Source organism: Streptococcus sp. ALY_208, assembly GCF_058314295.1.
Genome location: NZ_JBZFUI010000007.1, coordinates 1 through 15,539, shown reverse-complemented (window position 1 = coordinate 15,539; position 15,539 = coordinate 1). Strand labels below are relative to the sequence as shown.

At 43.8% G+C, this 15,539-nt stretch carries 11 protein-coding genes; 10 read left to right on the top strand and 1 reads right to left on the bottom strand.

Translation table 11 applies throughout. The features are described 5' to 3' along the window. On the bottom strand, window positions 1-1,437 hold the full coding sequence (locus AC4HAI_RS07490) for a sucrose-6-phosphate hydrolase (RefSeq protein WP_491111102.1): 1,437 nt from the start codon (window positions 1,435-1,437) through the stop codon (window positions 1-3). Between the two features lie 263 nt (window positions 1,438-1,700). Here AC4HAI_RS07490 and AC4HAI_RS07485 point away from each other — a divergent pair, with 263 nt between their 5' ends. The 10 genes from AC4HAI_RS07485 (at window position 1,701) to gtfB (ending at window position 15,291) form a co-directional block, all read left to right on the top strand. Continuing rightward, window positions 1,701-3,677 (top strand): sucrose-specific PTS transporter subunit IIBC, encoded by a 1,977-nt coding sequence (locus AC4HAI_RS07485; protein WP_491111100.1) that lies wholly within the window; start codon window positions 1,701-1,703, stop codon window positions 3,675-3,677. A gap of 166 nt (window positions 3,678-3,843) precedes the next feature. Then, complete coding sequence (scrK, locus tag AC4HAI_RS07480) at window positions 3,844-4,722, top strand: fructokinase ScrK (protein WP_491111099.1); 879 nt, start codon at window positions 3,844-3,846, stop codon at window positions 4,720-4,722. Between the two features lie 158 nt (window positions 4,723-4,880). Beyond that, window positions 4,881-5,831: a mannose-6-phosphate isomerase, class I gene (gene manA, locus AC4HAI_RS07475; protein WP_491111098.1), complete on the top strand. Its 951-nt coding sequence runs from the start codon at window positions 4,881-4,883 to the stop codon at window positions 5,829-5,831. Window positions 5,832-5,965: 134 nt separating this feature from the next. Then, window positions 5,966-8,503 (top strand): preprotein translocase subunit SecA, encoded by a 2,538-nt coding sequence (gene secA, locus AC4HAI_RS07470; protein WP_491079080.1) that lies wholly within the window; start codon window positions 5,966-5,968, stop codon window positions 8,501-8,503. A gap of 131 nt (window positions 8,504-8,634) precedes the next feature. Further along, window positions 8,635-9,666, top strand: coding sequence for a 3-deoxy-7-phosphoheptulonate synthase (locus tag AC4HAI_RS07465; protein ID WP_491079081.1), 1,032 nt, complete (start codon window positions 8,635-8,637; stop codon window positions 9,664-9,666). Between the two features lie 7 nt (window positions 9,667-9,673). Next, window positions 9,674-10,738, top strand: coding sequence for a 3-deoxy-7-phosphoheptulonate synthase (locus AC4HAI_RS07460; RefSeq protein WP_491079082.1), 1,065 nt, complete (start codon window positions 9,674-9,676; stop codon window positions 10,736-10,738). Between the two features lie 142 nt (window positions 10,739-10,880). Then, on the top strand, window positions 10,881-11,240 hold the full coding sequence (gene acpS, locus AC4HAI_RS07455; RefSeq protein ID WP_491079083.1) for a holo-ACP synthase: 360 nt from the start codon (window positions 10,881-10,883) through the stop codon (window positions 11,238-11,240). A 45-nt stretch (window positions 11,241-11,285) separates the two neighbouring features. Continuing rightward, on the top strand, window positions 11,286-12,389 hold the full coding sequence (gene alr / locus AC4HAI_RS07450) for an alanine racemase (RefSeq protein WP_491079084.1): 1,104 nt from the start codon (window positions 11,286-11,288) through the stop codon (window positions 12,387-12,389). Between the two features lie 78 nt (window positions 12,390-12,467). Beyond that, entirely contained in the window at window positions 12,468-13,976 is a 1,509-nt protein-coding gene (gene gtfA / locus AC4HAI_RS07445) for an accessory Sec system glycosyltransferase GtfA (protein ID WP_491111096.1), read from the top strand. Beyond that, window positions 13,969-15,291, top strand: a complete 1,323-nt coding sequence (gene gtfB / locus AC4HAI_RS07440; protein WP_491079086.1) for an accessory Sec system glycosylation chaperone GtfB — start codon at window positions 13,969-13,971, stop codon at window positions 15,289-15,291. Before gtfA ends, gtfB begins: the two co-directional genes overlap by 8 nt. The last annotated feature ends 248 nt before the right edge of the window (window positions 15,292-15,539 follow it).

Genomic DNA, 15,539 nt, shown 5'->3' with positions numbered 1-15,539 from the left:
TTATGCCTTTAATTCGTAGTAAGTACCTGTAGGGTTGCCTTGTAGGATTTGGATGCCAGTTTGTCCTTCCTCAGGAAAAACACGACTGGTAAAGACTTTTTCTCCCTTATTGAAAAAGATCTCAATGATCGAATTATCGACGAAGATGGTCACAGTTTCAGCCTTATCAATAGCACACTCACGACTTGTTCCAAAGGCTTGAGCATACTGGACACCAGCTTTGGAGCGGTCAAGGACTATCTTACCAGCTGTGTTATCAATATTGAGTCTGAGACCATTGCCCTTATTATCTGCAAAGAGGAGAAGTTCGGTTGTTTGACTGCTTTCGAGATTGAGTTCGAGCTCGTAGGTGTTAGAGGTCTCTTTCATAGGGGTAAAGGCCTGTTCGGACGCACGCAGGCTAGTGATGGCTGAAACAGGGTATTGATAGAGCTTACCATTTTTGATAGTCAGCTCCTTAACTAGACTCATAGCCCCTTGGTAGTCATATTGATCTGTCGGATAATCTACATCAGGTAAGCCAATCCAGCTAACGCTTAAAGCGCGGCCATCTGGTGTATTGAAGGCTTGAGTTGCATAGGCTTCAAAGCCGAAGTCGAGATTAAAAATTTCAGAAGCACCGACTAGAGCAGGGCTTTTTGTGTCAAACGATTGACAGATCTTATAAGTGTTGGGATAGATATTATCATAAGTTAGCTCATCCTTAGCTAATCCCTGAGGGCTATAGAGCAGGACAGGATTGTCACCGACAAAGACTAGGTTGGGGCATTCGATCATGTATTCAGAACCGGTACCTCCAAAATCTAAATTTCCGACCTCTTGCCAGTCAGTAACTTTGTTGTTGATAGCTTTGTAGAGCTTGATAAAGCCTTTTTTATCAAGGCTTTGAGCTCCTACAATGGCATAGTATTGTCCCTTATAGTTGAAAATCTGTGGATCACGGAAGTGTTCAGTAACGTCAGCTGGCTGTTGGATTAGGACATTTTTAAATTTTTCAATATGCCCTTTTTTATCCATCCAAGCTCCGACTTGTAGGGGATCACGAACCCAATTTTCATCGCGGACGTTTCCAGTATAGAAGATAAATAACTTATCATCGATAGGGTAAGCAGAGCCCGAATAAGCGCCGTGGCTATCATTTTTGCTGTCAGGTTGAAGTGTTGCTCCTGTTTTTTTAAAATGCACCAGGTCTTCTGATTCGGTGTGAACCCATTGTTTTAAGCCGTGAGCGGCACCAAATGGCCAGTTTTGATAGAAGAGTTGAAACTTATGGTTGAAATAAGAAAAGCCGTTAGGATCATTGAGCAGACCTGTGTCGGGCTCGATATGATAACTTGCTCTCCAAGGGGATTTAGCAACATTGGCTGCAATAGTATCACGCTCCTGATCAGTCCAGTCTGCATATGGCTTATAGCGAATTTCAGTTGGTAAATTCATAGGATGTCCTCCAAATATATAAGAAGTGAAAGGGGCTGTTTATAGTAGTGGCTTGGCTAGGTGTCAGCAGGTTTAGCAGATTCCTGTCAAGCGGTGTCACTTTCTTAACATAGTAAAGGTTTTCATAGAAAAAATCAAGGTGGAGCAGTCATTTCAAAATAAAAATATGTAAAGCGGTTGACATATTCTGGGGGCTGTGATAAATTAGTGATATAAAAAAGCGTTTTCATAATTGAGATGCTAAAAATAAAGGAGTAGTGACTATGGATTATGCTAAAGTTGCTGCCGACGTTGTCAAAGCTGTCGGCAAAGATAATCTAGTAGCAGGTGCCCACTGTGCGACTCGTCTTCGTCTCGTTTTAAAAGATGATACTAAAGTCGATCAAGAAGCACTCGACAACAATCCCGATGTAAAAGGGACTTTTAAGATGGATGGCCAGTATCAAGTTATCATTGGTGCTGGTGATGTTAATCATGTGTACGCGGAGCTGATCAAGCAAACAGGTTTGAAAGAAGTTTCGACGGAAGAAGTTAAGCAGATAGCTGCTAAGGGACAGAAGACAAATCCTGTCATGGCCTTTATCAAAATGCTGTCTGAAATCTTTGTTCCAATCATTCCAGCCCTTGTTGCTGGTGGTTTGTTGATGGCTTTAAATAACATCTTCAAGTCTCCGGACTTGTTTGGTCCTAAGTCACTTGTTGAGCAATTTCCACAGATCTCTGGTATTACTCAATTATTGACGGTATTATCAGATGCCCCCTTCATCTACATGCCTGTTCTTCTAGGTATCTCTACGGCCAAGCGTTTTGGCGGTAATCAATACTTAGGGGCTGCTCTAGGATTGATGATGAGCTCACAAGAGTTGAATGAGGTTGTTGCTAAAGCGGCTGGTTTCTCTCTTGACTGGAACTTCTTTGGTTGGAACCTAGAAGCTCATCAATACACTTCGCAAGTCATCCCAGCTATTATTGCTGTATGGCTCATGTGTGTCATTGAAAAATGGTTCCATAAGCACCTTCATTCTGCAGTTGACTTTACTTTTACACCGCTTTTGACCATGATTATCACAGGTTTCTTGACCTTTGCAGTTATTGGTCCAGTCTTTGGTGAAGTTTCTGGCTGGGTGGCTAATGGTTTGGTATGGCTGTATGATACGCTTGGATTTATCGGTATGGGGATCTTTGGTGCCTTCTACACTCCAATCGTTGTGACGGGTCTTCACCAATCTTTCCCTGCTTTCGAGACTATTCTTTTGAATTCTTGGAAAGACGGTCAGGGCTCGGGTGACTTTATCTTCGTTGTAGCTTCCATGGCTAATATGGCTCAAGCTGCTGCAGCCTTTGCGGTCTTTGCTTTGACAAAAAATTCTAAGACAAAGGGGCTCTCAAGTTCGGCTGGTATTTCTGCCCTTCTTGGTATCACTGAGCCTGCCGTCTTCGGGGTAAACCTTAAATATCGTTTCCCATTCTTCTGTGCCCTTGTTGGTTCAGCTCTTGCTGCCGCTGTAGCTGGTCTCTTCCACGTCATTGCAGTATCTCTTGGGTCAGCAGGTGTGCTTGGTCTGATTTCTATCCAAGCCAAATCTATTCCTTCCTATCTAGTGGCTGAAGTTATTTCATTTGTTATCGCCTTTGCGATTACTTACTACTATGGTAAGACAAAAGCAGCTGACGTATTTGCAGCCGAGGCTGCGGCGCAAGCAGCTGAAGATGAGGCTGCAGCTTTAGCTGTAGCTCCTGTGGCAGAAACTCCTGCAGAACCAGAAGCATCTGCTGCAAAAGAAGTGACTGCTGAAACGATTGCAGCTCCTCTTGCAGGGGAAACAGTTGATCTGGCTAAAGTTAATGATCCTGTTTTCTCATCTGGCGCTATGGGTAATGGTGTCGCAGTTAAACCTAGCGGTAATGAAGTAGTTGCACCATTTGATGGTGTCGTTCAAATTGCTTTTCCGACAGGTCATGCTTTTGGTTTGAAATCAACTGATGGTGCAGAAATCTTGATCCATATCGGTATTGATACTGTTTCTATGGATGGTAAAGGCTTTGAACCAAAGGTTGAGGCTGAGCAAACTGTTAAAAAAGGTGATGTTCTTGGAACCTTTGATTCGGCAGCTATTGCAGAAACTGGATTGGATGATACCACTATGGTGATTGTCACTAATACAGCAGATTATGCTGGAGTTGATGTGCTGGCTTCAGGTACTGTAGCAGCAGGAGATGACCTGCTCTCAGTGAAATAATAGCCTTATCTTGATCATATTTATTAAACAGATCGGATTTCCTTGGAGACGGTCTGTTTTTTGTTGTAAATGTCTAAGATCTAGTGATTTTCCATTGCGTTATAGGTGTTAATTCCTTATAATTAAAAAGAATGTCTAAGATAAAATAAAAACGAGGAGAAGCCTAATGAAACTTTACGGAAGTGTGGAAGCTGGTGGTACGAAGTTTGTCTGTGCGGTAGGAGATGAGAATTTTGAAATCGTTGAGAAAGTCCAGTTTCCTACGACAACCCCTTATGAAACGATTGATAAGACAGTTGAGTTTTTCAAACGTTTTGAAGATGACTTAGCAGGTATCGCTATTGGATCTTTTGGGCCGGTCGATATTGATGAAAATTCACCAACCTATGGCTACATTACCAAAACCCCAAAACCACATTGGTCAAATGTTGATTTGGTTGGTTTGATTTCTAAAGAATTCACTATTCCCTTTTACTTTACTACCGATGTGAACTCATCAGCCTATGGTGAGGTTATGGTGCGTCAGGGTGTTGAAAACCTTGCCTACTATACCATTGGTACTGGGATTGGTGCGGGGACTATTCAGCGTGGTGAGTTTGTTGGTGGTATGGGGCATACCGAGGCAGGTCATGTTTATGTGGCGATGCACCCTAGCGATGTTGCTAATGAATTTCATGGCACTTGTCCTTTTCATAATGGTTGCTTGGAAGGCTTAGCAGCGGGACCATCTTTGGAAGCTCGTACAGGGATTCGTGGAGAAAAGATTGATCTCCACTCGGAAGTATGGGATATTCAGGCTTATTATATTGCACAAGCTGCGGTGCAGGCTACTCTTCTCTATCGACCAGAGGTGATTGTCTTTGGCGGTGGCGTTATGGCCCAGGAACATATGCTCAAGCGGGTGCGTGATAAGTTTAGAGCTTTGTTGAATGACTATATTCCAGTACCAGATGTTGAGGAATACATTGTCACACCAGCGGTTGCGGGGAATGGCTCCGCTACCCTAGGAAACTTTGCATTAGCCAAAAAAGTAGCTGAAAAATAAGGGTTAAGGCTGTTAAACTAAGCCATGTGAATTACGTTTAAACGAGGCTTTAATCTTTTGTATCACGTGAAACATGTTTATTAGCAGCCAGCATTTGATGCTGGCTGTTGTTTTATTTTAGTGTTACAATGGCAACACGAAGAGAGGAGAGATGATAGATGGCAAGACCTTTATTTTTAGCTTCTGTTATGCAGGAAAAAATCTGGGGTGGTACTGGTTTAAGAGATGAGTTTGGCTACAGTATTCCCAGTCAGACGACGGGAGAGTATTGGGCCATTTCTGGGCACCCCAATGGTGTCTCAAAAATTGCTAATGGTCCTTATAAAGGGGTAGGATTAGATCAGCTCTATAGGGAGGAGCCGGCTTTGTTTGGCTATCCAGAGTCAGCTGTCTTTCCACTGCTGACTAAGATTTTAGATGCCAATGATTGGCTCAGTGTTCAAGTGCATCCTGATGATCGTTATGCTCTGGCTCATGAAGGGGAGCTTGGTAAGACTGAGTGTTGGTACATTTTAAAAGCTGATCCGGGTGCTGAGATTATCTATGGTCACAAGGCGAAAAGTCGTGAAGAACTGTCTGAGTTGATTGCTAAGGGAGACTGGGAAAATCTGCTGACTCGGGTGCCCGTTAAAGCAGGTGATTTTTTCTATGTGCCTAGCGGAACCATGCATGCTATTGGTAAGGGAATTATGGTTCTTGAAACTCAGCAGTCCAGTGATACGACTTATCGTGTTTATGATTTTGATCGGCCAGATGCCAATGGGCAGCTGCGTCCCTTGCATATTCAAGAATCCATTGATGTCTTGAAACTTGGAGAGCCTGATAATTCAGTGCCAGTAAGTCTTGAATTCGATCAGTTAGTCGTGACGCTTTTAGTGTCTACTGCCTTTTTTGCCGTTCATAAATGGGAGATTTCTGGTCACGTTGAGATGAAGAGAAGGGCTGCTTATTATCTGGTCAGCGTGATCGATGGATCAGGGCAGCTTCAGGTAGACCAAGAAACCTATACCTTAACCAAGGGGGATCACTTTATCCTTCCCAATGATGTCTCTAGCTGGCGATTGGATGGTCAGATGACACTGATTGCCAGCCATGTTACTAAGAACTAATCGACCCCTTGAAATTAGGGCTTTAGAGGCTCTCTTTCTGCGTTTACTTTTGGGCGGTAAAGTCGGTAGATTTCTTGTCTCAAGAGGTTGTTTATGATAGAATTAATTGTTAGTGACTATCGAAAGGAATGAAGATGGCAAATATCATACGCAAGATCATTGAAAATGATAGAGGCGAACTTAGAAAACTAGAAAAAATTGCAAAGAAGGTTGAATCGTATGCTGATGAGATGGAGGCATTATCGGATTCAGATCTTCAAAGCAAGACAGATGAATTCAAACAACGTTATGAAGATGGTGAAAGTTTAGATAAGATGCTCCCAGAGGCGTTTGCGGTTGTCCGTGAGGCGGCTAAGCGTGTTTTGGGATTGTATCCTTACCGTGTACAGATCATGGGGGGAATCGTTCTTCACAATGGTGATGTGCCAGAGATGCGTACCGGTGAAGGTAAGACCTTGACTGCGACCATGCCTGTCTATCTCAATGCGATTTCTGGTAAGGGTGTCCATGTTATTACGGTCAATGAATATCTGACGGCACGGGATGCGACTGAGATGGGTGAGCTTTACAGCTGGCTTGGCTTGTCTGTAGGGATCAACCTTTCCTCGAAATCACCAGCTGAAAAGCGGGAAGCATACAATTCAGATATTACCTACTCAACCAATGCCGAGGTTGGTTTTGACTACCTGCGTGATAATATGGTTGTCCGCAAGGAAGATATGGTTCAGCGTCCGCTCAACTATGCCTTGGTCGATGAGGTTGACTCCGTTTTAATCGATGAGGCTCGTACGCCCTTGATCGTATCTGGTCCGGTCAGCTCAGAAACCAGTGCTCTCTATACCAGAGCTGATAAATTTGTGAAGACCTTGGACTCAGTGGATTATGCGATTGATGTCCCTTCTAAAACGATCGGCTTGATGGATTCAGGGATCGATAAAGCTGAGGAATTCTTCAATCTCAATAACTTATATGATATTGAAAATGTTGCTCTGACTCACTATATCGATAATGCCCTGCGTGCCAACTACATTATGTCGCTTAATATGGATTATGTGGTCAGCAATGGTGAGGTTCTGATTGTCGATCAGTTTACGGGTCGTACTATGGAAGGTCGTCGTTTCTCAGATGGTCTTCACCAGGCTATCGAGGCCAAGGAAGGGGTTCCGATTCAGGACGAATCCAAGACGTCAGCGTCGATCACCTACCAAAACATGTTCCGTATGTATCGTAAGCTCTCAGGTATGACTGGTACGGGTAAGACTGAGGAAGAGGAATTTCGTGAAATCTACAATATGCGGGTGATTCCGATTCCGACCAATCGTCCTATTCAGCGTATTGATCATCATGATGTTCTCTTTGCAACTGCAGATGCTAAGTTTAATGCTGTTATTAAGGATATCAAGGAGCGTCATGAAAAAGGACAGCCGATCCTCGTTGGTACCGTGGCCGTTGAGACTTCTGATTTGATTTCCAAGAAACTTCAAGCTGTGGGAATTCCTCATGAAGTCTTGAATGCTAAGAACCACGAAAAAGAAGCGCAGATCATCATGAATGCTGGTCAGCGCGGTGCTGTTACTATTGCGACCAATATGGCTGGTCGTGGTACTGACATCAAGCTTGGTAAGGGTGTGCTCGAGCTGGGTGGCCTCTGTGTTATCGGTACGGAGCGTCATGAAAGCCGCCGTATTGATAATCAGCTGCGTGGACGTGCTGGTCGTCAAGGGGATAAGGGTGAGTCCAAGTTTTATCTTTCGTTTGAAGATGATCTCTTGCGTCGCTATGCTTCTGAGCGTGCTAAGCTCCTTATTGAAAAAATGCTTCAAGGGGAAGATGAGGAAAAATCAATTACGTCTCCTCTATTGACTCGTCAGGTTGAGTCAGCACAAAAACGTATCGAAGGGAATAACTACGATATCCGTAAGCAAGTCCTTCAATATGATGATGTCATGCGTGAGCAGCGTGAAATCATCTATGCGGAGCGTTATGATGTGATCACTTCAGATCGTGATTTGGGTCCTGAAATCAAGGCTATGATTAAGCGGACCATCAATCGTGCTATCGATGGTCACAGTCGAAGCGATGAGGATGAAGCGCTTGAAGCAATCCTTAACTTTGCTCATTCTAATCTTCTACCTGAAGATGGGATTACGATGGATGAGCTCGACGCTATGACCTATGAAGAAATGAAAGATGAACTCTATGAACGTGCACTTGAGGTCTATGACTCACAAGTGGCTAAATTGCCAGATGAGGAATCTGTTCGTGAGTTCCAAAAAGTCTTGATTCTTCGTGTTGTCGACAGCAAGTGGACTGATCATATCGATGCGCTCGATCAGCTTCGTAACTCAGTTGGTCTTCGTGGTTATGCACAAAATAATCCTATCGTTGAGTATCAGTCTGAGGGCTTCCGTATGTTTAATGACATGATTGGCGCTATCGAGTTTGATGTGACACGCTTGATGATGAAGGCGCAGATTCATCAGCAAGAGCGTGATAAGACAACGAGTCAAGCACGTACGACTGCTGCTGCTAATATTGCGGCTCAGCGTCCAAGTCAGCATTCTGAGGATGATAGTCATCTTGACTTTACCAATGTTCACCGCAATGATCCTTGTCCATGTGGTTCTGGTAAGAAATTTAAGAACTGTCATGGTCGTCCTGGAGCGGCTTAAATAAGCTGAAAGATTCTGAACACAGATTGAAATAAAGCTAGAAAGTGATATAATTTATTCTATATCACTTTTTTATATCTTCGGACATGGTAGAGGTGATATTTTAGAGGATTGGTAATGGAGGATGGTTGATGGCATTTGTACCTGTTAGTGACAAGATTGATATTGAGGACGTTCGGCAGCATTCTAAGCTGACTGGCTCTGCCCTTAAGGTTAAGCAGGCTAGGGATAAGGAATTAGAGGCTATTATCAAGGGGGAGGATGAGCGCTTGCTCTTAGTCATTGGCCCTTGTTCTTCGGATAATGAAGAGGCCGTATTGGACTATGCCCATCGTCTGGCCAAGCTACAAGAGGAAGTCAAGGAGCGTGTCTTTATGGTCATGCGGGTCTACACGGCTAAGCCTCGTACTAATGGTGATGGCTATAAGGGCTTGGTCCACCAGCCGGATGCCAAGGGTGAGCCAAACTTAATCAATGGTATCAAGGCTGTACGTAATCTGCATTATCGTGTGATCACGGAGACAGGTATGACAACAGCAGATGAGATGCTCTATCCTGAGAACTTGTCTCTAGTCGATGATTTGGTTTCTTATATTGCTATTGGTGCTCGCTCTGTTGAGGATCAGCAGCACCGATTTGTTGCTTCTGGGATCGATGTGCCAACAGGTATGAAAAATCCGACCTCTGGCAATCTAGCGGTTATGTTTAATGCCATGTATGCTGCTCAAGCTCAGCAAAACTTCCTCTATAATGGTCAGGAAGTAACCACTTCTGGAAATCCATTGGCTCATGCTATTTTGCGGGGATCTTCAGATGAAACTGGAAAGAATCATCCTAATTATTTTTACGATGACCTCTTGGATACTATCGCCATCTATGAAAAAATGGCCTTGGAAAATCCCTTTATTCTGATTGATACTAATCACGATAATTCTGGGAAAAACTTTATGGAGCAGATCCGCATTGTTCGCCAAACCTTGATCAATCGTGATTGGAATGAGACGATCAGTCAATACGTCCGTGGCTTTATGATTGAGTCTTATCTAGAAGATGGCCGTCAGGATTCGCCTGAGGTCTACGGAAAATCTATTACGGATCCTTGTCTTGGTTGGAATAAGACTGAAGATTTGGTTCGAGAAATTTATCAAACATTGGGGAAATAAAATTATTATGGGAATTCATCAAAAAAGTAAGACAATCGATATCGCTGAGGTAAAGCAGCTCTCTAAGCTGGAAGGTCAAGCCTTGGCTAAGAAAAATGCTCGCGACAAGGAGCTGGCTGCTATTATCAGAGGGGAAGATGATCGAACTCTTTTAGTGATCGGACCATGTTCGTCTGATAATGAGGAAGCGGTGCTAGAGTATGCACGTCGTTTATCTGCTCTGCAAGAAGAGGTCAGGGATCGTATCTTTATTGTCATGCGTGTTTACACAGCTAAACCACGGACAAATGGTGATGGCTACAAGGGCTTGGTTCACCAGCCGGATGCTAAGGGTGAGCCGGACTTGATCAACGGTATTGCCGCTGTTCGTAATCTGCACTATCGTGTGATCACTGAGACTGGCTTAACGACAGCCGATGAGATGCTGTATCCGTCCAATCTGCCGCTCGTTGATGATTTGGTGTCCTATCATGCTATCGGTGCTCGCTCTGTTGAGGATCAGGAACATCGTTTTGTCGCTTCAGGTATCGATGTGCCAACAGGTATGAAAAATCCAACATCTGGCAATCTCAATATTATGTTTAATGCCATCTACGCTGCACAAAATAAGCAAAACTTCATCTATCAAAATGCTGAGGTGGATACAGATGGTAATCCACTGGCCCATGCTATTTTGCGTGGTGCGACTAATGTCCACGGAGAAAATGAGCCAAATTATTACTATGATGATCTGGTTAAGACGATTGCCCAGTATGAAAAGATGGGGCTTGAAAATCCATTTATCTTGATTGATACGAATCATGATAACTCTGGGAAAAACTTTATGGAGCAAATCCGTATTGTCCGCCAGACCTTGATCAATCGGGACTGGAATGATAAGATTGACCGCTATGCGCGTGGATTCATGATTGAATCTTATCTGGAAGATGGTCGCCAGGATACACCAGAGGTGTTTGGGAAATCGATTACTGACCCCTGTCTCGGATGGGATAAAACAGAAAATCTCATTCGTGAAATTCATCAAAGCCTAGAAATGATTGCCACAAAACATGAAAAATCAGGTAGTCTTTAATAGTGCCAGATTAAAAGAAGGGTTGGAATCACCATTCCAGCCCTTTATTTTTGGGGATTAGGTTTGGTTGCTCACTTTTGCAATAGGCTGCTTGGTCTAGCTATTATTATGGATGAGTTGTATAGAGAGGTTGGTCGAAATTATGATTATTGGGCATGGGATTGATCTTCAGGAAATTTCCAAGATTAAAGCAGCTTATGACAAAAATCCGTCATTTGCCAGTAAGGTCTTGACTGATCTCGAGTTGGAGCGCTTTGAGACTTTGAGTGGTCACAGGCGCATGGAATATTTAGCGGGGCGCTGGTCTGCTAAAGAGGCCTTTGCCAAGGCTTGGGGGACTGGTATTGGTAAGCTGCGTTTTCATGATATTGAGATTAGTTCCAATGATAAGGGAGCGCCGATTATTAAGAGCCCTGTTTTTGATGGTCTTGCCCATGTCTCTATATCGCACAGCGGCAACTTTGTTCAGGCGAGTGTCATCTTAGAGGTCTTGGTGGACTAAGAACTTTTGGTGATAAGAAGGGGAAGAAGATAGAAAGGTGACTATATGATATCGAGTTTGCATCGGCCAACGGTTGCTAAGGTTGATTTATCAGCGATCTCGTCCAATATTGAAAGTGTACAGGCTCATCTGGAGCATGAGGTTAAGACCTATGCTGTGGTTAAGGCCAATGCTTATGGTCACGGTGCTGTTGCTGTGGCTAACCACATCCAGCACTTGGTCGATGGCTTTTGTGTGTCTAATATAGATGAGGGGATTGAGCTACGTCAGGCTGGTATTCGCAAATCTATCTTGATTTTAGGAGTTGTTTTGCCAGATGATGTTTCTCTGGCTCGAGATTATCGCTTGACGCTGACTGTTGCTAGTCTCGATTGGCTGGAACTGGCACATGAGCGAGGTGTCGGTTTATCAGATATTTCGCTTCATATCAAGGTGGATTCTGGTATGGGGCGTATTGGCTTTACGAGGGCAGCTGATGTTAATCAGGCTATTGCTGAGCTTAAACGTGCTGGGGCCTATGTAGAAGGTGTTTTTACCCACTTTGCAACAGCTGATGAGGCAGGGAATGAATATTTTGAGCATCAGCTGGCTGTTTTCAAGACTATCCTAGCTGAGCTGGATGATTGTCCAGCGCTTGTGCACGCTAGCAATTCAGCGACCAGTCTTTGGCATGCGGAAGGGATTTTTACGGCAGTGCGTTTGGGGGTTGTCATTTATGGCTTGAACCCTAGCGGCCAAGTCTTGGAGTTGCCTTACGCTGTCAAACCGGCTTTGAGCTTAGAGTCAGCTTTAGTTCATGTTAAAAAAGTTGAGGCTGGTACGCCTATCGGCTATGGGGCTACCTATCAAGCTCAGGAGACCCAGTGGATTGGGACTCTACCGCTTGGTTATGCGGATGGCTGGACCAGGGACATGCAGGGCTTTGAAGTCTTGATCGATGGTCAGCCTTGTCCGATTGTTGGTCGTGTCTCTATGGATCAGATCACTGTCCGCCTTCCTCGAGCCTATGCACTAGGTTCTAAGGTGACCTTGATCGGTCGAGATCAGGATTGTGAAATTACAGCTACAGAGGTAGCCGAGTATCGTGGTACGATTAATTATGAGGTGCTATGCTTGCTGAGTGATCGGATCCCAAGAGAGTATAATTAAAGGATTAGGGCCTTTTTAACAGCAGCTTATAGTAAGACATGTGGCAATAAGCCACTTTTAATCAATAGGAAATAAGATATGACCGTTTATAATATTAATTTGGGGATAGGTTGGGCAAGCAGTGGTGTGGAATACGCTCAAGCTTATCGCTCAGCCATGTTTAAGAATCGTAATATTCCAGCTAAGTTTATCTTCACGGATATGTTTGCCTATGATAATCTTTCCGATCTGACCCGCAATTTGGGATTTGCTGATGAGGATATTATCTGGCTCTATACTTTTTTCAGTGATATTGAGGTAGGGCCATCGACTCTGGCCTTGGATGATTTTGAAAATCAGATCCCTTATGTGATTACTAGGCGTGAAGATTTTGGCAATGGGATTCGTCTCTACTGTCAGGAACAAGAGATCTTATATAATGTCTATTTTGCTCATGGCAGTCAGAATTTGGTTCATCGTGTAGAGCTGGTCTCTGGAGGGCACTTGATCCGCAAGGATTACTATATGGACTGCAAGGTTTTTTCTGAGTACTATGCTCCAGTAGATAAGACGGCTAGACTTTATCAGCGCCGTTTCTTCAATCGAGATGGGTCGGTCGCTTATGAGGAGATGATCGATCAGGGTGAGAGTCTCTTTATCTTTGAAGATAGGTTTTGCTACTCTAAGCAGGAACTACTGGCTTATATGATGGAGCGTTTGGCATTGACTGATAAAGATCTGGTTATTTTGGATCGCTCGACTGGGACAGCTCAGGCTGTTTTTAGTCATGTTCAGCCAGCTAAGCTGGCTGTGGTTGTTCATGCTGAGCACTATAGTAAGAACCAAGTGACTCCTAAGACTATCTTGTGGAACAATTACTATGAGTATGAGTTTACGCATGCAGATAAGGTAGATTACTTTATCACAGCAACCGATCAGCAAAGGGAAAGTTTGGAGGCACATTTTGCCAAGTATACTTCTATGCGTCCGAGAATTCTGACGATCCCAGTTGGCAGTATCGATCAGCTGAAAGTCCCTGGTCAGGAGCGCAAGTCCTTTAGCCTGATGACAGCTTCACGCTTGGCGACGGAAAAGCATATCGACTGGCTGGTTAAGGCTGTGGTTGTCCTGCGTCAAGCCCTGCCGGAAGTCACCTTTGATATCTATGGTAAGGGCAGTGAGGAGGATAAGCTCCGTCAAATCATTGCAGATAATCAAGCAGATTCCTATATTCATCTGATGGGACACAGAGATCTCAGTCAGGTTTATAAAGATTATGAAGCCTATGTTACGGCATCTAAGAGTGAGGGCTTTGGACTCAGTTTGCTGGAGGCTGTTGGTTCTGGTTTAGCAGTGATTGGATTTGATGCCCCCTATGGGAATCAAACCTTTATCCATGAAGGAGAAAATGGCTATTTGATCCCATTACCGGAGACTGATGATGAGGCTAAGATCGTTCAGGCTTTTGTTGATAAGTTGACCTTGTATTTTACCCAAGGGGATAAGAAGGCCTTTCATGATCATTCCTACGGCCTTGCTGAAGATTATCTAACTACTAAGGTTGATGCACAATGGCAAGCCTTGGTGAAGGAGGTAGAGAGTGATTAATTTATTTGATAGATACGACCAAATTAGTTGGGATTTACATTATTCTCTCTTGATGGCCGGCTATACTCATCCTACGATTGTACTGGAGGATGATGGCTTCTTGCCGGAGGATGTCTTCTCTCCCTATCAGTTTTTTGGTGGTTTTGGTAAGGAGCAGGGGCAACCCCTCTATTTTAATCAGTTGAGCCTTCCAGATTTTTGGGAGATCCGTGGGACCAATCATCATGCTGAAATCTACAATATGCATCGGCAGATGGGCTATATCCACTATGCCAAACCCAGTCATCAGCGCTTGATTCAGGCTGTTGATTGGTATGATGAGTCTGGTAAGCTGCGCGTGACTGATCGCTATAATCGCTGGGGAAAGCGCTATGCTCAAACTAGCTATGATGCAGATGGTAAGCCTAGGTTGACTAGCTACTTCAATGCTGCAGGAGCAGAGTATCTGAGCGAGCATCATGAGACAGGGGATCTGCTTTTAGACTGGAACGGTAAGACTCGTGTCTTCCATCAAAAGACCGACTGGATTATCTTCTATCTTAAGACTAGTGGCTTTGATCTAGACCGGATTTTCTTTAACAGCCTGGGGCTTCCCTTTCTTGTGGCTCATAGGATTGGTGTTGAAGGGCGGGATATTCTGTTTTGGCATGAACCTATTAAAGAAGAGCTGCCGGGGAATATGCGCTTGCTCTTGGATCGGATTGATAAGCGTCCAACTAAGATTATCGTCCAAGATCATAAGGCCTACCAAGCTATCTTGGAGCTAACGGATGCAGATGATCATAAAAAGATTGATTTCCTAGGGTTTAATTATTATTTCCGTAAGGAAAATCTTTCTCGGAAGTCAGCGCTTACTCTGACAAATTCTGATCAGATCCCTGGATTAGAGGAGTTGGTGCAGTCCTGTCCGGATTGGTCTTTCCATATTGGAGCCATTACGGAGATGTCCTCTCGACTACTAGATCTCAGTAAATATGCCAATGTCAAACTCTATCCTAATATCTCTGATCATCAGGTTCGTCAGCTCTATTTGGATTGTGATTTGTATTTGGACATTAACGAGGGCAATGAGATTCTCAATGCTGTGCGGACAGCCTTTGACTTTAATCATGTGATCCTTGGCTATAGTGATCTTTTGCATCAGCCTAATTATGTGCCGGAAGCCCACCGCTTTGATCCAAGTGAAGTCAAGGCGCTCAGCTATCAGTTGGCGACCTTTGCTCGGGTGCAGGATCAGTATAGGCAGGCTCTAGAAGCTCAGCATCACTGGGCTGCCTTTGCCACTGAGCTGGATTATCAAGATAAGATTGGTTGATGAGCTGGAGTTGTGATTCCTATTTTATTTTTCTGATATTTTGTCAGATTCTAAAATATCTAGGAAGTTACTAGAGCTTTGAACTTAGTAGTAACAGCCAATTTTATAAATTTTACTAGTAACATCTATCAAAAGACTTGCATAACTCTTAAAGTATCAGTAAACTAGTATCATATGAGACTAGTTAGGAGATTTCTATGGACAGTATCAAAAGTGTGATGACGGTCGCTCAATTACATGCGACCCAA

Excerpts from the sequence above, each read along its gene's own strand:
- AC4HAI_RS07490 (WP_491111102.1), bottom strand. The coding sequence starts at position 1,437 with ATGAATTTACCAACTGAAATTCGCTATAAGCCATATGCAGACTGGACT.
- AC4HAI_RS07485 (WP_491111100.1), top strand. The coding sequence starts at position 1,701 with ATGGATTATGCTAAAGTTGCTGCCGACGTTGTCAAAGCTGTCGGCAAA.
- scrK (WP_491111099.1), top strand. The coding sequence starts at position 3,844 with ATGAAACTTTACGGAAGTGTGGAAGCTGGTGGTACGAAGTTTGTCTGT.
- manA (WP_491111098.1), top strand. The coding sequence starts at position 4,881 with ATGGCAAGACCTTTATTTTTAGCTTCTGTTATGCAGGAAAAAATCTGG.
- secA (WP_491079080.1), top strand. The coding sequence starts at position 5,966 with ATGGCAAATATCATACGCAAGATCATTGAAAATGATAGAGGCGAACTT.
- AC4HAI_RS07465 (WP_491079081.1), top strand. The coding sequence starts at position 8,635 with ATGGCATTTGTACCTGTTAGTGACAAGATTGATATTGAGGACGTTCGG.
- AC4HAI_RS07460 (WP_491079082.1), top strand. The coding sequence starts at position 9,674 with ATGGGAATTCATCAAAAAAGTAAGACAATCGATATCGCTGAGGTAAAG.
- acpS (WP_491079083.1), top strand. The coding sequence starts at position 10,881 with ATGATTATTGGGCATGGGATTGATCTTCAGGAAATTTCCAAGATTAAA.
- alr (WP_491079084.1), top strand. The coding sequence starts at position 11,286 with ATGATATCGAGTTTGCATCGGCCAACGGTTGCTAAGGTTGATTTATCA.
- gtfA (WP_491111096.1), top strand. The coding sequence starts at position 12,468 with ATGACCGTTTATAATATTAATTTGGGGATAGGTTGGGCAAGCAGTGGT.